The sequence below is a fragment of the Sphingobium estronivorans genome, from assembly GCF_008692605.1.
In the GTDB taxonomy this organism is placed as follows: Bacteria; Pseudomonadota; Alphaproteobacteria; order Sphingomonadales; family Sphingomonadaceae; genus Sphingobium; species Sphingobium estronivorans.
Genome location: NZ_LFCT01000017.1, coordinates 108,997 through 126,640 on the forward strand (window position 1 = coordinate 108,997; position 17,644 = coordinate 126,640).

The 17,644-nt window shown below is 63.6% G+C and carries 16 protein-coding genes; 5 read left to right on the forward strand and 11 right to left on the reverse strand.

Translation table 11 applies throughout. From position 1 onward, the window contains the following. On the forward strand, window positions 1–1,119 hold the full coding sequence (locus tag F7P65_RS13125) for a glycosyltransferase family protein (RefSeq protein ID WP_150292381.1): 1,119 nt from the start codon (window positions 1–3) through the stop codon (window positions 1,117–1,119). A gap of 111 nt (window positions 1,120–1,230) precedes the next feature. Beyond that, window positions 1,231–1,743 carry a hypothetical protein gene (locus F7P65_RS13130; protein ID WP_150292383.1) on the forward strand — a complete coding sequence of 171 codons (513 nt, stop codon included), beginning with the start codon at window positions 1,231–1,233 and terminating at the stop codon, window positions 1,741–1,743. 1 nt (window position 1,744) lies between these two features. On the opposite strand, the gene F7P65_RS13135 is transcribed toward F7P65_RS13130, so the two are convergent. The 10 genes from F7P65_RS13135 to F7P65_RS13180 all read right to left on the reverse strand — a co-directional run bounded on the left by F7P65_RS13135 (window position 1,745) and on the right by F7P65_RS13180 (window position 11,056). Further along, entirely contained in the window at window positions 1,745–2,209 is a 465-nt protein-coding gene (locus F7P65_RS13135; RefSeq protein WP_150292385.1) for a MaoC family dehydratase, read from the reverse strand. Window positions 2,210–2,283: 74 nt separating this feature from the next. Further along, the gene (locus tag F7P65_RS13140; RefSeq protein WP_150292387.1) at window positions 2,284–3,558 is read right to left on the reverse strand and encodes an alkaline phosphatase family protein; all 1,275 of its coding nucleotides are present in this window, start codon (window positions 3,556–3,558) and stop codon (window positions 2,284–2,286) included. Window positions 3,559–3,605: 47 nt separating this feature from the next. Further along, entirely contained in the window at window positions 3,606–4,127 is a 522-nt protein-coding gene (locus tag F7P65_RS13145) for a DNA-deoxyinosine glycosylase (RefSeq protein WP_150292389.1), read from the reverse strand. A gap of 7 nt (window positions 4,128–4,134) precedes the next feature. Then, window positions 4,135–5,235 (reverse strand): redox-regulated ATPase YchF, encoded by a 1,101-nt coding sequence (gene ychF, locus F7P65_RS13150; RefSeq protein ID WP_150292391.1) that lies wholly within the window; start codon window positions 5,233–5,235, stop codon window positions 4,135–4,137. A gap of 65 nt (window positions 5,236–5,300) precedes the next feature. Then, window positions 5,301–5,987, reverse strand: a complete 687-nt coding sequence (locus tag F7P65_RS13155) for a DUF2490 domain-containing protein (protein ID WP_150292393.1) — start codon at window positions 5,985–5,987, stop codon at window positions 5,301–5,303. A 94-nt stretch (window positions 5,988–6,081) separates the two neighbouring features. Continuing rightward, a complete protein-coding gene (locus F7P65_RS13160; RefSeq protein WP_150292395.1) occupies window positions 6,082–7,710 on the reverse strand; it encodes an alpha-D-glucose phosphate-specific phosphoglucomutase in 1,629 nt (542 codons plus the stop codon). 106 nt (window positions 7,711–7,816) lie between these two features. Beyond that, window positions 7,817–8,386, reverse strand: coding sequence for an aminoacyl-tRNA hydrolase (gene pth / locus F7P65_RS13165; RefSeq protein WP_150292397.1), 570 nt, complete (start codon window positions 8,384–8,386; stop codon window positions 7,817–7,819). A gap of 90 nt (window positions 8,387–8,476) precedes the next feature. Further along, window positions 8,477–9,091, reverse strand: a complete 615-nt coding sequence (locus F7P65_RS13170) for a 50S ribosomal protein L25/general stress protein Ctc (protein WP_150292399.1) — start codon at window positions 9,089–9,091, stop codon at window positions 8,477–8,479. Between the two features lie 126 nt (window positions 9,092–9,217). Then, window positions 9,218–10,111 carry a TraB/GumN family protein gene (locus F7P65_RS13175; RefSeq protein ID WP_150292433.1) on the reverse strand — a complete coding sequence of 298 codons (894 nt, stop codon included), beginning with the start codon at window positions 10,109–10,111 and terminating at the stop codon, window positions 9,218–9,220. Window positions 10,112–10,141: 30 nt separating this feature from the next. Further along, window positions 10,142–11,056, reverse strand: a complete 915-nt coding sequence (locus F7P65_RS13180) for a TraB/GumN family protein (protein WP_150292401.1) — start codon at window positions 11,054–11,056, stop codon at window positions 10,142–10,144. Between the two features lie 161 nt (window positions 11,057–11,217). Between F7P65_RS13180 and F7P65_RS13185 the strand changes: the two genes are divergently transcribed. The 3 genes from F7P65_RS13185 (at window position 11,218) to ppdK (ending at window position 16,940) form a co-directional block, all read left to right on the forward strand. Then, a complete protein-coding gene (locus tag F7P65_RS13185) occupies window positions 11,218–12,090 on the forward strand; it encodes a glycine--tRNA ligase subunit alpha (protein WP_150292403.1) in 873 nt (290 codons plus the stop codon). After that, complete coding sequence (gene glyS, locus F7P65_RS13190; protein WP_150292435.1) at window positions 12,090–14,093, forward strand: glycine--tRNA ligase subunit beta; 2,004 nt, start codon at window positions 12,090–12,092, stop codon at window positions 14,091–14,093. The genes F7P65_RS13185 and glyS overlap by 1 nt, the downstream gene beginning before the upstream one ends. Before the next feature lie 144 nt (window positions 14,094–14,237). Then, window positions 14,238–16,940, forward strand: a complete 2,703-nt coding sequence (ppdK, locus tag F7P65_RS13195) for a pyruvate, phosphate dikinase (protein ID WP_150292405.1) — start codon at window positions 14,238–14,240, stop codon at window positions 16,938–16,940. A gap of 39 nt (window positions 16,941–16,979) precedes the next feature. Here ppdK and F7P65_RS13200 read toward each other — a convergent pair whose 3' ends face one another. Then, window positions 16,980–17,480 carry a hypothetical protein gene (locus F7P65_RS13200; protein WP_150292407.1) on the reverse strand — a complete coding sequence of 167 codons (501 nt, stop codon included), beginning with the start codon at window positions 17,478–17,480 and terminating at the stop codon, window positions 16,980–16,982. Between the last annotated feature and the right edge of the window lie 164 nt (window positions 17,481–17,644).

The following is a 17,644-nucleotide window of genomic DNA, read 5'->3' on the forward strand; positions in this document are numbered from 1 at the left end:
ATGAATTTCGCCTTTTGGCTGTGGATGCTGTTGCAAGGGCTGAGCGTGGCCGGGGTGCTGAATTATTGGCGGCATGTTCCCGCAAATCGGCAGGAAGAGGCGCCGGAGGGTGTCGTGTTGCTGCTGTCGGTCCGGGATGACTGGGATGGCGGCGCGGAACTGATCGCGCGGTTGAGGGCGCAGACGGCGCGGTTCCGGTTGGTGATCGCGACTTCCGGGGATTGCGCGGCGGCGGAGGCTTTGGCAGCCCGTGAGCGAGAATGGGTGCAGCTTGTCCGCGCGGGCGTCGCGGTGGATGAGGGGCAGAAGGTGCACAAGCTGCGAGCGGCCTTGCGGGCGTTGCGGCCGGAGGATCGCTATCTGGTTTTCGTGGATGCGGATATCCAGCCTCCGGCGCGGCTGGTGGGGCGATTGCTCTTTCCTCTGGTGCGCGGAAAGGCGGACATCACGACCGGCTACCGACTGTTGCTGCCGGAGGCGCGGGTCGTGGCCGCGCTGGTGGGGGCGGTGGAAATGCAGTTGGCGACCCTGCCGCGTGCCGCGAGCGCGACTATGCCGTGGGGGGGCGCCATGGCGCTGACGCGGGAGGTGGCGGAACGGCTTGACCTGGATGCGGCGCTGGCGGGGCGCCTGTCCGATGACATGACGATTGGCCTTGCCGGATGGCGCGCGAAGCTGCGGCTGCGGCCGGTGCGGGACCTGCTGGTGGGATCGCCGCTGGAGGCGCGGGGCGCGCTTGATTTCGGGGTGCGGCAATATCGGCATATCGTGACGAACAGTCCGGGCATGTGGCAAATCGCCTGCGCGGTGGTTGCGGCGCAGGCGCTGGGCTGGGTCTGGGCATTGGTCTGGGGCGGTTTGGGCGCCGTGGCCGTGGGCTATGGCGCGGCGGTCGGACGGATGCTGCTGCGGCGGCGGATCGTTGCCGCCGTGCTGGAGGTGGAGCAGGTCCGGGCGGCGCGGCGATCGCTCTGGTGGGATGTGCTGGCGCCCTTTGCCGTGTGCTGGGCGCATTTTGGGATGCAATTGGCGGCCGCTTGTTCAAGCCGGATCAGATGGGGCGGCTTTGATTATCGGGTGAAAAGGGGGAAAGTCGTGCGGATGGAGCGCGCAAGGTAGCTTTATATCCCGCCTTTCATCCGCCCCGAACATTGCCAAATCTCATTTCCTGCACCAACCTGTGTGCTGCCGGGACATGGCGACGTTGCAGAGTTTTCGGGGAGGAACAGGATGAAGCGGCTGCTGTTGCTGATGGCGCTCTGGCCGATGGCGGTGCAAGCCGCACCCACCCCCTGCGCTGACGCGCCACGATTGGCGGAACCCTGGACCAGTTGGACGCAAAACGGCGCGGCGGTGGCCGGTGGCACAGCCTCCACCGCGCCGCGCCTGATCCTGGGCAAGCCGGTCACGGCCAACCTGCGTCCCGGCGCTCAGGTCCAGTTCGCCGTTCCGCCAGGCAAAATGGTGCCGAAAAGCTATGCCGGCCTCTTCACCCTGGCCGTGAAGGATGCCGCGCGGATTGGCATCGCCCTATCGGAAAGCGCATGGGTCGATGTAGCGACGGGATCGACGGCGCTCCCTTCCGTCGATCATGGTCATGGTCCGGATTGTTCGGGCATCGGCAAGATCGTCTGGTTCGACCTTCCATCGGGGCTTCATACCGTCCAGGTTGCGGGTGCACCCCGATCGACCATCCGCATCATGGTGGCAGACGCCCGCGCCAACCAGCCACGCGTCCGGTAATTCACATAGGCCGCGTTCGGAACATGGCGATGGGGATCATCGTCAGTACCGGCTCGTCGCGCTGGTTGAACAGCGTGATCCGCGACTTGACGATGCCCATTTCGGGGCGGCTTCTCGACGCTTTTTTCTCGATCACCTCGGATGTGCCGCGCAGCGTGTCGCCCGGCCGCACGGGTTGCAGCCAGCGCAGTTCGTCCACGCCCATCGCGCCCAGGCTTGCCGCCTGAACGCCGGGGTCCTTCTGCCAGGCGGCGACCATGATCTTCATAGAAAGCGCCGTGGTGTGCCAACCGCTGGCGGCCAGGCTGCCGAAATGGGTCTGCGCCGCCGCATCGTCCGACAGGTGAAAGGGCTGCGGGTCGAACTCGGCGGCGAAGGCCAGGATTTGCTCCCGGTCGACACTGACTGGACCGAATTCGTTCCGGTCGCCAATCTGGACATCTTCAAAATACACGATCTCGCTCACACCCGTTTCCTTCTGCAACGGGCCGAAACTTAGGAATGCTTTACGTTTCCGTCAAGTTGCCGTCGGCGACACCGTCAATTCTTTATGAGGCCCGCGAGCACCGCCGCGTCACCGTCGCTCGCCACGGCAGCAATCCCCAGCAGGCGCGCCAGCAGAGGATAAACATCGACATTGGTAAAGTCCGCCGGCGCGCGAAAGCGGGTGTCGAAGGCTGGACCATAAGCGATGAACAGCGCCTGCATCTCCGGTGCCCTGTCGTCCCAGCCATGATCGCCGCCGGCAAAGGGCTTGGCGGGTGCAGTCGGCTGGATAATCCAGCCGGTTTGCGCCAGGCAGAAATAGGGCGGAATGCGCCGATGCGTGCCATAGTGGAAACGGTTGGGCATCTCGCCCTTCCGCCAGCATTGCATGTGCGGTTGCGGTTTCAGGAGCCTCGCTTCCAAAGCCGTCTCACGTCCCGGCTGCGCGGCGAGGCTGGCATAAGGGCCGCTCTCGACGATGCGATAATCGGCGGGGTTCGCAACCCTGTCCATCGCCACCACCCGTTCGCTGCTCTTCTGCGCCATCCCATGGTCGGAGACGATGACCAGATTGGCCGGTTGGTCCAACTCCTTCAGACCGGCCATCAATCGGCCGATTTGCCCGTCCACCTCTGCCACGGCCTGCGTCGCTTCCGACGAGTCCGGTCCATTTTCATGGCCTGCCGTATCGACGGCATCGAAATAGAGCGTCAGGAAGCGCGGTCGGATGTTCGTCGGGCGGCGCAGCAGGTCCAGCACGCCGTTCACGCGCTGCTCCCCGGAAATTGCCTCGTTGAACTGCGCCCAGTCGCTGGGGCGTGTGCCGCCGGTGATCCGATGGGGCCAGTCCGCAGTCTTCGTCCCGCCCCAGGCGACGTTGGAGCCGGGCCAGAACAGGGTCGCCGCGCGCACGCCGGTCTTTTCCGCCGTGACCCAGATCGGTTCGGCCTCGTTCCACCAATAGGGATCGTCGGTCGCCATAGTGAATTTCTCGCCGGGCCGCGAGGAATCCTCCATATTGTTGGCAACGATGCCGCTGCGGTCGGGCCGGTCGCCGGTGACGATGGCCCAGTGATTGGGAAAGGTCTTGGTGGGGAAGGAAGCGCGCATGGAGGCTTCGACGCCGCCCGCTGCCAGCCCATTCAGGTTCGGCGACACGCCGCGCTTGAGATAATCGGGCCGGAATCCGTCGATGGATAGGAGGATCGTGACCGGCTGCCGCTGTTCGACGGGCGCGGCCATGGTGGATGCGGGGCGCTGCCCGGCCGGCGCACAGGCGGACAGCGCGAGGAAAGCCAGGCAGGCAAGGGACAGAGGGCGCAAAACCATGAGCTTCCGCTTAACAGCTGGATTGCGACGATACAGTGACGAAGGCGTTATTCGCCCACAAAATCCGCCAGCGCCATCCACGCCGTACGCTTTGCGTCCCGCGACATGCTGGCAAAGGCGCCGGAGGAGGAGGGGAGGTCGATCAGCGTCAATCCGGCCCGCTCGCCAAGCTGCCGCCGCCCATGCAGCGCCGCCGTCCTGCCGTTGAAGGCAATCGCCTCCAGCATCGGCAGCCGCGTCACGAAAGCGCCCAGATCGCGCAACTCCGCGCCTCGGATGGCGCTGTCCAGGCTGCCCGGACGATCCGCGCTTTCGATCACGTCCCACAGGCCGACCTGCCGCGCCTTCAGCCGCTTCAACCGCATGGCATAGGGCTGGCTGCGCAGATCCTCGCCCAGCACGTCGCCGATCAGCGCCCAGAAGGCATTGCCGCGATGGGCATAATATTCGCCCTGCTTGATCGACGCGTCGCCGGGCAAGCTGCCGAGGATCAGCAGCCGTGTCCCCTCATCGACACTGGGCGGAAAGGCCGCCTTGCGCCGGGCGGGTATCTGTCCCGGGCGCAACATGGATCGATCAGACGTTGAAGCGGAACAGCATGATATCGCCGTCCTGCGTCACATATTCCTTGCCTTCTGACCGCCACTTGCCCGCTTCCTTGGCTCCGGCCTCGCCGTTGAACTGGACGTAATCGGCATAGGCCATGGTTTCGGCGCGGATGAAGCCCTTTTCGAAATCAGTGTGGATCGCGCCCGCGGCCTGCGGCGCCTTCGACCCCTTGGACACGGTCCAGGCGCGCGCTTCCTTCGGCCCCACGGTGAAGAAGGTGATGAGGCCCAGCAATTCGTAACCCGCCCGGATGATCCGCGCGAGGCCGGCTTCTTCCAGCCCCAGTGCCTCCAGATACTCCGCGCGCTCCTCGACCGGCATGGTGATGAGTTCAGCCTCGATGGCGGCCGAGACGATGACGGCCTTGGCGCCCTCGGCCGCGGCCTTCTCGAACACGCGCGCCGAATGGGCGTTGCCCTCCGCCGCGCTGTCTTCCTCGACATTGCAGACGTACAGCACGGGCTTGGCGGTCAGCAGTTGCGCCTGACGGAAGATGCGCTCTTCTTCGTCATCACCCGGCTGCGTCAGCCGCGCGGGCTTACCGTCGCGCAGCAGGTCCAGCGCCTTGCTCAGCACCGACGCCGCAGCCTTTGCTTCCTTGTCGCCCTGCGCTGCCTTTTTGGCGAAGTTCGGGACGCGCTTTTCGAGGGATTCCAGATCCGCGAGCATCAACTCGGTCTCGACCGTCTCCGCATCTGCGATGGGATCGACCTTGCCCTCGACATGAGTGATGTCGTCATCCTCGAAACAGCGCAGCACATGGACGATGGCATCCACTTCGCGGATGTTCGCCAGGAACTGGTTGCCCAGACCCTCGCCTTTGGAGGCGCCACGCACCAGCCCGGCAATGTCGACGAAGGCCAGTTGCGTTTCGATGATCTTGGCCGATCCGCCGATCTTCGCGATGGTCTGAAGCCGCTCGTCCGGCACGGCGACCTGCCCGACATTGGGTTCGATGGTGCAGAAGGGATAGTTCGCCGCCTGCGCTGCCTGCGTCTCGGTCAGCGCATTGAACAGGGTGGACTTGCCCACATTGGGAAGCCCGACGATACCGCAACGAAAACCCATGGAACTGCCTTCACGTCAGAATGATTGGCCGCGCCGATAGCGCCTTCTGGTCGCAAAGGCCAGCCTCAGTGCCGGAAGAAGACGGAGACTGACGCCACATGGTTGACCCGGATATTGCCGTCCCGTTGGTTTATATATTGGTTGAGATAGCCGATTTCCGCTGTTGAGGCTCCGCCCAGACCCAATTCCGCACCGATAAAGCTGCGCAATTGATCGAAGCCGCCCTTCGCACCCCAATCGGTGCTGTTGAGTGCGACGAACCCCTCACCATAGATCAGAGCATTCACTGCATCGCTTCCGGGTTTCAGCGGCTTTTCGTAGCGCAGCATCTCGCGCAGCCGCCAGCCCATATCCTCGCCATCGGATCGCCAGCGCTGCTCCAGCCGGGTTCGGGACGACAGTTCGCCGCCCCAGGGCTTGCCCATGGTCCAGTTCAGTTGCTGGAAGCTGCGCTCCTCATTCACATCCCGGCCGCCATCGACCGGCAGCACGATATGCGCATAGCCCTGATAGGCCGTGAGGCTGGGCGACAGCTTCCACCCGATCGCCCCGCGCAGCATGAACTGGTCCAGCCGCGAAACGCCATCCCCGACACGCGGTTGCACCTCCGCGAAATAGACGAGCTTTCCTGAAACCGAACCCATGGCGGTCAGGTTGATCCAAAGCTGTTCGTCCTGGCTCGTCCGTGCGGTGGCGGTCCCTGCGACGCTCAGGCTGGCGCAAAGGGCGAGGGCATGGAAAAGGCGGCGCATCGGGGTTCCTTGCAAGGCATTATGATGCTCGCCCCTTAACGCGCCGCCTTTTTCCGGTCTGTTGCCGGACGGTAAGAATCGATGGCGCCAGCGTTCAGGTGATGACGCTGGGCCGGTCCATGCCGGTGAAGCCGGATATGTCCGCCAATTCCTGCGCGGCCTTCACCAGCGGGGCGAGGGCATCGCCCGTCTTCAGCCCAAGCTCGCCGTCCGTGCCGACATAACGTTCGATATACACGCGCAGGGTTGCGCCCTCCGTGCCCGTGCCGGACAGGCGGAACACGACGCGCGAACCGTCCTCGAACAGGATGCGGATGCCCTGATTGCGGCTGACGGATTGATCCGTAGGGTCGGTGTAGGCGAAATCGTCCGCGCTCTTGACCGTGCCGCCGCTGTTCGCGGTTCCCGCCAAGGTTTCGAGCTTGCCGCGCAACGCCGCCATCAGCGCATCGGCCTTGTCCTTGGCGATGCCCTCATAATCATGCCGGGCATAATAGTTGCGGCCATAGGTCGACCAATGTTCGACCATGATCTCCGCCACGCTCTGCCGCCGTGCCGCCAGGATGTTGAGCCACAGTAGCACCGCCCAGATGCCGTCCTTCTCGCGGACATGGTCGGACCCGGTGCCCGCGCTTTCCTCGCCGCAGATGGTCGCCATGCCGGCGTCCAGCAGATTGCCGAAGAATTTCCATCCGGTCGGTGTCTCGTAAAGCGGGATGCCCAGCTTCTCTGCCACCCGGTCCGCCGCGCCGCTGGTCGGCATCGACCGTGCGATGCCCTTCAATCCAGCGGTATAGCCCGGCGCCAGATGCGCATTGGCCGCAAGCACCGCCAGCGAATCCGAAGGCGTCACATAGCAATGCCGCCCGATGATGAGATTTCGATCGCCATCGCCATCCGAAGCCGCGCCGAAGTCCGGTGCATCGGACGCCATCATGCGGTCGTACAATTCCCTGGCATGAACCAGATTGGGATCGGGGTGATGATGGCCGAAGTCGGGCAGGGGCGTTCCGTTGCGCACGGTTCCCATGGGCGCGCCCAGCCGCCTCTCGAAAATCTCGACGGCATAGGGTCCGGTTACGGCGCTCATGGAATCGAAGGAGAGAGTGTAACCTCCCGCGATCATCGCCCGAATGGCGGCGAAGTCGAACAGGCTCTCCATCAGATCGGCATAGCCCGCCACCGGATCGACCACCTCGACGGTCATATCGCCCAGGCGGCTGGAGCCGGGCGTATCGATGTCGACATCGCCGGCTTCAAGGATGCGATAGCTGTCGATTGTCAGCGTCCGCGCATGGATGGCATCGGTCACTTTTTCGGGCGCGGGGCCCCCATTCGAGACATTATATTTGATCCCGAAATCCTCGTCCGGTCCGCCCGGATTATGGCTGGCCGACAGCACCAGCCCGCCAAAGGCCCCCGAAGCGCGGATCAGATGCGACGCCGCCGGGGTGGACAGAATGCCGCCCTTGCCCACCAGCACCCGACCGAAGCCGTTGGCCGCCGCTATTTTCAGCACGATCTGGATGACCTCGCGGTTCAGATAGCGTCCGTCACCGCCGACCACCAGCGTCTGGCCTGCAAAGCCTTCCAGGCTGTCGAACACCGACTGGACGAAATTTTCCGCATAATGGGGCTGCTGAAAAATGCGCACCTTCTTGCGCAGGCCGGACGTGCCGGGCTTCTGGTCATCGAAAGGCTTCGTCGCGACGGTCTGTATCACCCGGATCCCCTTGGAAAATCGAAAGTCTGGCCTACCCTATGGCCCAGCAATGCGACAATCCGCAATGAGGGCCAGCCGTTCCGTCGCGAGGGCGGGGCGGACGGCCTCAGTCCGCCAGCCGCAAGGCTACCTCATTCATGAAACGGGCATCGTCTCCCTTGGCCAGCCATTCGGCTTCGGCCCCGACGGCGCCCAGCATGTCGGACAGCGCATCCATTTCGCTCTTGTGATAATTGCCCAGCACATAGCCATGCACCCGTTCCTTGTGCCCGGGATGCCCGATGCCGATCCGCACGCGCCGGAAGTCTGCGCCGATATGCGCGTCGGTGGAGCGCAACCCGTTATGGCCCGCATTGCCGCCGCCGCGCTTCACCTTGACCTTCATCGGCGCCAGATCGAGCTCGTCGTGGAAGACGGTCACATCCTCCGGCGTCAGCTTGTAGAAGCGCATCGCCTCTCCGACCGAGCGGCCGCTTTCATTCATGAAGGTGGCGGGTTTCATCAATATGATCTTCTCGGGGCCGATCCTGCCTTCCTGCACCCAGCCCTGAAACTGCTTCTTCGGCGCCGAAAAGCGATGGATGTCCGCGATCACATCCACGGCCATGAAGCCGACATTGTGCCGGTTCATCGCATATTGGGTGCCCGGATTGCCAAGGCCCACCCAGATCTGCATCGCGCGTTTACTCCAAAGAAAAATCCCGCTCGCCGGGTAGGCAAGCGGGATCGAAATTTCCAGTCCCGAAGGACTTTCCCGTCGAAAGGCTTATTCGCCTTCGGCCGGGGTTTCGTTGTCGCCTTCAGCGCTCTTCAGCGCCGAGGGGGCAACGATGGTCGCGACGGTGAAGTCGGTTTCGACATGCGCGGCCTTGGCGCCCTTGGGCAGCTTCACGGCGGCGATGTGGATCGATTCGCCAACGTCCAGGCCGGTCAGGTCGACGATGACATCGTCGGGGATCGCGGCCGCATCGACGATCAGTTCGATCTCATGCGCGACGATGTTCAGCACGCCGCCCTTCTTCAGGCCCGGCGAGGCGTCTTCATTCTCGAAGCGCACCGGCACGTTGACGTGGACGGTGGCATGTTCCGAAACGCGCAGGAAGTCAGCGTGCAGCGGACGGTCGGTCACGGGATGGAAAGCGACATCCTTGGGCAGGGTGCGCACGGCCTTGCCGTTCACCTCGACCATGACGACCGAATTGAAGAAGTGGCCGGTGCCGAGCAGCTTGTTGAGGAGCTTTTCCTCGACGTGGATCGACTGCGGTTCTTCGTTGTTACCATAGATGACGGCGGGTACGCGGCCCTCACGGCGGAGAGCGCGGGAGGCTCCCTTGCCTGCCCGATCGCGTGCCTCTGCCGACAGCGTAAGCTGCTCGCTCATTGCGTGTCTCCAAAAGCTCATTGATGTAAGCGCCCGCCACGCCTCCAGGGATGACCATGTCGGGACGCGCGCCCCAATAGCAGAAAGGCGCGGGAAAGCAAGAGAACAGAAAGCCGGGATTTGGCGCTACTGCACCCGCGTCACTTTGTAGCCCTGCGCTTGCAGCAGTTCGATCAGATTGCCCTTGCCCGCCAGGTGCCCCGCGCCCACGGCGATGAAGGGACGCCCCTTGAGCGCCTCCACCGACGTCACCCAATCCCGGTTGCGGGCGATCAGCACGGCCTGTTCGACCACCGGATCGGGTTCCTCGCTCAACTGGTCCTCCCGCGAGAGGGTGGCGATGTCGCCCTTGATCCAGGCCCTGAGGATGCGGTCGTACAGCATCCGCATGTCCTGCGCCTCATGCACCGTATCGACCAGCAACCGCTGCTGCGCGGCTTCGGGCAATGTGTCGAACGCGCGGAACTGCCGCTCCACCGTTTCCAGTCCGCCGATCGGCTTGCCGGCATTTCGGAACGCCGCGATCAGCGCCGGTTCGACGCCATTATCCTGACTGACCTTCAGTGACTGCTGCGCCGCTGCCGAGAGGAGCATCGCCGCCGCCCAGCTTTCATAGCCAGAGAGGGTTCGCGCATCGGCTCCGCCCTCGCTGATGATCCGGTCGAGCGTCGCCCTGTCCTCACCCGGAACGCGCGCGTCGAGCGGCGGGAGGGCGGGGCTGCGTCCCATTTTCTCGAAAATCGCCAGTGTCCTCGCCTGGTCCTGAATTTCCGCCGATTCCAGCACCAGCCGATCCGCACGCGTCATGGCGTCCCGGATCGGCGCCGTCTGCCACCGCACGTCGCGGGGCAACACATGGATGGTGCCGAACAGCCAACCGTCGATGCCCTTGCCTTCCACCCGCCAGAGCGCGGGTCCACCGCCCGGAGGCGGGGCAGGCGGCTTCCCCCCGCAGGCTGTAACCAGAAACAGGGCCGCCAGTCCCAGCCCAAGGGCAAGTCGGCGCGCCAGCAAACGCATCATCCTATTGCTTCACTCTATTGCTTCACTCTATTGCTTTACACGGAGCGACGAAACGCCCAGCGCCTTCAACTGATCCTGCACGCTGTCCTTGCCCGCCAGATGCCCGGCGCCCACCGCGATGAACACCGTGCCGGGCTGGTCGAGCCGCTGCTTGATCCACTTCGCCCAATTGGCATTGCGCTGGATCAGCAGCACCTGCGCCAGTTCCGGCGTCGCCTCCAGCGACTCGTTCATCTCGGCTGCCAGTTCGTCCGGCTTGCCGTTGCGCCAATGGGCGATCAGGCTGGCGAACTCCTTTTCCATGTCGGGCAGGCCCTCGATGGTCGTGGTCAGGAATTTCACCTGCTGGGCCATGGGCAAGCCCGCGAAATAGCCAAGCTGCTGTTCCACCGTCTCCAGCGCGCCGACCCTCTTGCCCGAAGCCTTGGCCGCCGCCGTCAACACCTTCTCCGCGCCCAGATCGGCCTTATAGCCCAGTTTCTCCAAAGGCTGAACGGACAGCGCCATGCCCGCCATCCAGGGATTGAACATCTCGAAGGCCTGCCACGGCAGGCCATATGCGGTCATCGCCGTCTGGTATTTCGTCCGTTCCTCCGCACTCAGCCGGTCGGACAGCTTCACGCCGTCGCGCGCCAGCGCGGTTCCCGCCATCGCCGACGCCAGCGCATGAGGGTCCTCCGGCTCCACGATTTCCAGCACCAGTTCATCCGACCGATCGAAGGCCGTTTTGACCCCGCCCCTGAACCAGTCGATCCCCGGTTTCAGCACATGAACCGTGCCGAACAGATAGATGGTGGTGTCGGCATCTTTCACCGTCCACAGCGCGGGCGTCACATAGGTGGACCGCGCCGAAATATTGCGTGCGGAAGCGGGTTGCGTCAGCGCACATCCGCCCAGCAGCATCAGGGCGGGCGCCAGCCAGCGGAAATTGGGCCATTTCATGCGGTTTGCAGGTCCATCTGATCGATCTCTCCCCATCCATGCGTCCCGCGATGCAACAGGGCAAGCGGATTTACCTTGTCCCGCACCCTCTTTCCCTTGACCCTGCGGCCTCGCTGCGCCAAGGCGCGCCGCAATAAACCTGTCACACCGAAGGACCGTCCGTGGCGACAAGCAAAGTGCTTTCCTTTCAGGATCTGATCCTGACCCTGCACGCTTATTGGGGCAAGCAGGGCTGCGTGATTCTGCAACCCTATGATATGGAAGTGGGCGCAGGCACCTTCCACCCGGCGACGACGCTGCGCAGCCTTGGCCCCAACGCCTGGAACGCCGCCTATGTGCAGCCCAGCCGCCGCCCGACCGATGGCCGCTATGGCGAAAACCCCAATCGCCTCCAGCATTATTACCAATATCAGGTCATCATGAAGCCGTCGCCGGCGAACCTCCAGGAACTGTATCTGGGGTCGCTGGTCGAAATCGGTATCGATCCGCTGGTCCACGACATCCGCTTCGTCGAGGATGACTGGGAAAGCCCGACGCTGGGCGCGTGGGGCCTTGGCTGGGAAGTCTGGTGCGACGGAATGGAAGTCACCCAGTTCACCTATTTCCAGCAGATGGGCGGCTTCGACTGCAAGCCGGTCGCGGGCGAACTGACCTACGGCCTCGAACGCCTCGCCATGTATATCCAGGGCGTCGACAGCGTTTACGACCTGAAGTTCAACGACGCGGGCGTCACCTATGGGGACGTGTTCCTCGCCAATGAGCAGCAGATGTCGAAATGGAATTTCGAGATCGCAGACACCGAAAAGCTGTTCCGCTGGTTCAGGGATGCCGAGGCCGAGTGCAAGGCCTCGCTGGAGGCAGGCGTTCCGCTCGCCGCCTATGACCAGGCAATCAAGGCGAGCCATGTGTTCAACCTGCTGCAAGCGCGCGGCGTCATCTCGGTGCAGGAACGCGCCAGCTATATCGGCCGCGTGCGCGACCTCGCCAAGGGCGCCTGTGAAAAGTGGATGGAAGTGAACGGGTGGGCCGCGTGATGACCGATTTCCTGCTCGAACTGCGCTGCGAGGAAATCCCCGCGCGCATGCAATTGAAGGCTTCGGAAGACCTTGCCCGCCTCTTTACGGAGGAACTGGCGAAGGCTGGCCTGAAGCCGGAGGGTGTGGAGGGCTTCGTCACGCCCCGCCGCCTTGCGCTGATCGCGCGCAACCTGCCGCTTGAAACCGCCGCCGTCAGCGAGGAGTTCAAAGGCCCGCGCACCTCCGCGCCCGCGCAGGCGCTTGAGGGCTTCCTGCGCAAGACTGGCCTGACCCAGGACCAGCTTGAAGACCGCGACGGCGTCTGGTTCGCCGTGGTCAACAAGCCCGGCCGCGCCACGGCGGAGGTGCTGGCGCAGGCCATCCCCACCCTGATCCGCGCCTTTCCCTGGCCCAAGTCGATGCGCTGGGGCACCGCCTCGCAGACGACCGAAAGCCTTCGCTGGGTCCGTCCGCTGCAAGGGATCGTCGCGATCCTGGGCGAAGACCTGGTCGACATCGAGGTCGAAGGCGTCCGGTCGGGTTATGCGACGCTGGGCCATCGCTTCCACCATCCCGGTGAGATCACCATCGGCAGCGCCCACGACTATGTCGAAAAGCTGCGCGCCTGCCATGTGATCGTCAGCCATCAGGAACGCCAGTCGATCACCGAGGCGAAGGCTGCCGAAGCCGCCGCCGTCCATGGCTATGCGGTGATCGAGGACAAGGGCCTCGTAGCGGAAAATGCGGGCCTGACCGAATGGCCGGTGCCGCTGCTGGGCGATTTCGATCCGGCTTTTCTTGAGGTTCCGCCTGAAGTCATTCAGCTAACCCTACGCATCAACCAGAAATATTTCGTTCTGCGCGACGGTGCTGGCAAGCTTGCCCCCGCTTTCATCTGCACCGCCAATATCGAGGCGAAGGATGGTGGCGAAGCGATCATCGCGGGTAACCGCAAGGTTCTCGCCGCCCGTCTGTCGGACGCCCGCTTCTTCTGGGAGCAGGACCGCAAGACCAGCCTTGAGGACCATGCGAAGAAGCTGGAGCGCATCACTTTCCACGAAAAGCTCGGGACCGTAGCTGACAAGGTGGAGCGTGTCGCGAAGCTGGCCCGCTGGCTGGTCGAGCAGGGCATCGTCAAGAGCGCGGACGCCGACCAGGCCGAGCAGGCGGCGCGCCTCGCCAAGGCGGACCTCGTCACTGAAATGGTGGGTGAGTTCCCGGAACTTCAGGGTGTTATGGGCGGCTATTATGCTCGCGCCGAAGGCTTGCCCGAAGCCGTGGCCGATGCCATTCGCGATCATTACAAGCCGGTTGGGCAGGGGGATGATGTTCCGACAGCCGCCACGACCATCGCGGTTTCGCTGGCCGACAAGCTCGATACGCTGCGTTCATTCTTCGGCATCGACGAAAAACCCACAGGCTCGCGCGATCCTTTTGCGCTTCGGAGGGCCGCGCTGGGCGTCATTCAGATCGTCACGGCGAATGATTTGCGTTTTGCCGTGGCAGAAGGCGATCTGCTCGACTTCTTCGCAGACCGCCTCAAGGTCCAGCAGAAGGAAGCAGGGGTCCGCCACGACCTGATCGACGCGGTGTTCGCTCTTGGTGGCGAGGACGATCTCGTCCGTCTGCTCGCCCGCGTGAAGGCGCTCCAGTCCTTCATCGCCACCGATGACGGCGCCAATCTGCTTGCCGGGTATAAGCGCGCCGCCAATATCCTGAAGAAGGAAGGCGTCGAAACCGTTGAGAAGGTCGAATTGACCTACGCCCCCGAACAGGCTGAGGCCGACCTTATCGCCGCGCTCGATGCTGCGGAGCCTCGCGCCGCCGCAGCCGTTGCGGCCGAGGATTTCGAGGGAGCGATGGCCGCACTTGCAACATTGCGGGGGCCGATCGATGGCTTTTTCGAGACTGTGACGGTGAATGACGCCGATCCGGCCAAGCGCTCCGCTCGCCTCGCGCTGCTTGGGCGGGTACGGGCAGCGGTTCAAGCGGTCGCGGATTTCTCGAAAATTTCGGGTTAATACCAGAACATATCCGCACGAGCGGGAAAATCAGTGAAATGAGAGAGCAATCATCGTAAAAGCAGGTGCGTTTATCGCTCCCCTGTTTTAAAATTTTGTTGCAACGCACAAATGCACCGTAATCAGTGCAGGAGAGCCGCGAATATGTTGACAATGAAAGAGGCCAGCATGAGCACGACCGCGACCCGTTATGTGTATCGTTTCGGCGGTAGCGTCGATGATGGCGGCAAAGGGGACAAGAATCTTCTCGGCGGCAAGGGCGCGAATCTGGACGGCATGGCCGCCATTGGCCTGCCGGTACCTCCGGGCTTCACCATCACGACCGAGATGTGCACCCGCTATTATCAGGATGGCGGCGTTTATCCCGAGAGCCTGAAGGCGCAAGTGGCGAACGGCATCGCCCATATCGAAGGCGTCACCGGCAAGACGTTCGGGGACAAGGCCGATCCTCTGCTGGTTTCGGTCCGATCGGGCGCGCGCATTTCGATGCCCGGCATGATGGACACGGTGCTGAACCTTGGCCTTAACGACGAAACCGTGTTGGGCCTTGCCTCCGCTTCGGGCGACGAACGTTTCGCCTGGGACAGCTATCGCCGTTTCATCCAGATGTATTCCGACGTGGTGCTGGAACTCGACCACGGCGCGTTTGAGGAAGCCCTTGAAGTCGCGAAGGAAGATCAGGGCTACACGCTCGACACCGAGATGACCGCCGATGACTGGAAGGCGCTCGTTACGGAATATAAGGCACTTGTTTCAAAGCTTTGGAACAAGCCTTTCCCGCAGGATGTCAACGATCAGCTCTGGGGCGCGATCAGCGCTGTCTTCGGGTCTTGGCAGGCCGACCGCGCCAAGGTCTATCGCCGCCTGAACTCGATCCCGCATGACTGGGGCACCGCCGTCAACGTGCAGGCAATGGTGTTCGGCAATATGGGCGATACCTCAGCGACGGGTGTTGCCTTCACCCGCGATCCGGCGACTGGCGAGAATGCCTATTATGGCGAATATCTGATCAACGCCCAGGGCGAGGATGTGGTGGCGGGTATCCGTACCCCGCAATATTTGACCAAACAGGCGCGCGAGCGGGCAGGGGCCAAGCCGCTGTCGATGGAAGAGGCGATGCCCGAAACCTATGCCGAACTGGCGCGGGTTTTCGAGATCCTAGAAAAACATTATCGCGACATGCAGGACATCGAGTTCACGGTGCAGCAGGGCAAGCTCTGGATGCTCCAGACCCGTTCGGGCAAGCGCACCGCCAAGGCCGCGCTCAAGATCGCGGTCGAGATGGCCAGCGAAGGCCTGATCAGCGAGGAAGAAGCCGTTGCCCGCGTCGATCCCGCCGCGCTGGATCAGCTTCTCCATCCGACGCTCGACCCCAAGGCGCCGCGCGACGTGCTGACCAAGGGTCTGCCCGCCTCGCCGGGTGCGGCTTCGGGCGCGATCGTGTTCGACGCCGACACCGCCGAACGGCGCAATGAGTTGGGTGACTCGGTCATTCTGGTTCGCGTCGAAACCTCACCCGAGGACATTCACGGCATGCATGCGGCCAAGGGCATCCTGACCGCGCGCGGCGGCATGACCAGTCACGCCGCCGTGGTGGCGCGCGGCATGGGCCGCCCCTGCGTCTCCGGCGCGGGCAGCCTGTCCATCGACAATAATGCCAAGACCCTGCGCATCGAAGGCCGCATCCTCAAGGAAGGCGACATCCTCACCATCGACGGTTCGACCGGCGAAGTGATGGCGGGCGAAGTCCCGACCGTGCAGCCTGAACTGGCGGGTGACTTCGGCGTGCTGATGGCATGGGCCGACAAGGTCCGCCGCCTGAAGGTCCGCGCCAACGCCGAAACCCCGCTGGACTGCCAGACCGCCCGTGATTTCGGCGCGGAAGGCGTGGGCCTGTGCCGCACCGAGCATATGTTCTTCGACGCCGCCCGCATCACGGCCGTCCGCGAGATGATCCTCGCCGACAGCGAAAAGGGCCGTCGCGTGGCGCTCGACAAGCTGCTGCCGGAACAGCGTGACGACTTCGCGCAGATTTTCATGGTGATGGCGGGGCTGCCCGTCACCATCCGTCTGCTCGATCCGCCGCTGCACGAATTTCTGCCCCATGGCGAGGCGGAGTTCGAGGAAGTGGCGAAGGCGGCTGGCGTCGGCGTCGAAGCGCTCAAGCGCCGCGCCGCCGAACTGCATGAGTTCAACCCGATGCTTGGCCATCGCGGTTGCCGTCTGGGCGTCACCTATCCTGAAATCTATGAGATGCAGGCCCGCGCCATCTTTGAAGCCGCGCTGATCATCAAGCAGCGCAGCGGTGAAGCGCCGATCCCCGAAATCATGATCCCGCTCGTCGCGACGAAGAAGGAGCTGGAACTGATGAAGGCGATCGTCGACAAGGTGGCGCAGCAAATCTTTGCAGAGCAGGGCGCTTCCGTCGACTATCTGGTCGGCACCATGATCGAACTGCCGCGCGCCGCGCTGAAGGCGGGCGAGATCGCGGAAGTGGGCGAATTCTTCTCCTTCGGCACCAACGACCTGACGCAGACCACCATCGGCATCAGCCGTGACGATGCCGGTCGGTTCCTGACGCAATATGTCGACAAGGGCATCTTCGCGCGCGATCCGTTCGTCAGCATCGACGTCGAAGGCGTGGGCGAGCTGATCGAACTGGCGGCTGAACGGGGCCGCGCGACGCGCAGCGGTATCAAGCTCGGCATCTGCGGCGAACATGGCGGCGATCCTGCCTCCATCGCCTTCTGCGAAAAGACCGGGCTCGACTATGTGTCGGCCTCCCCCTACCGTGTGCCCATTGCTCGTCTGGCTGCGGCTCAGGCCGCTCTGGCGAACCGGAAATAAAACGAAGAGAGGCGGGCCAAAACCCCGCCTCTTTTCTTTTCAGACCCGGGTTGTGCGGTGTTCAAATAACCGCGCATGTTCATCGTCCTTACGCTCCGCCAGCAGCCGGGCCTGTTCGCGCCATTCCTCCCGCGCGATGATCCCCTGTTTCAGTCCGAGACGCGTTTCCAGGGCGGCTTCCTGCTCGGCGCTGATCCCCGCGATCTGCCTGTAGCGATGATAGCCCGCTTCATTGAGCGCGATTTCGTCCTGCGGGGTAATCCCGTTAATACGGCTGAGATTGTCCCGTCCATGCACCGCGCCGGCCACGGCCTCCGCCGTGCCGGGGCCGATCGGACCCGGGTGCCGCTCCAGTTCCGCAATCCTCTCCTGGGCAGCGGCAAGCCGCGCGTCCCGGTCCCGGATCGCCTGCCTGTGGGCCAACTGCTCGTCGCGCCAATAGCGCTTATATTTGCCGCGACCGCTGGCCATCAGGCCCAGAACCAGTCCCGCCAGCAGCGCGATCAGCAGCAGCGCAATGTCATTCAGGGTGAAGGTCATTGTCATGCATCCTTTCCTCCGTCCGGAACGAGCGGATCGATGCAAAGGTTTCGGTCCGGCGCGGTGAAGAGCCCGAACCGCCAAAAAACTGCAAAAAGGGGCTTGCCCAATCGCCCGGACGCTTCTATCTGCGCCACTCCAACGCACCCGTAGCTCAGCTGGAT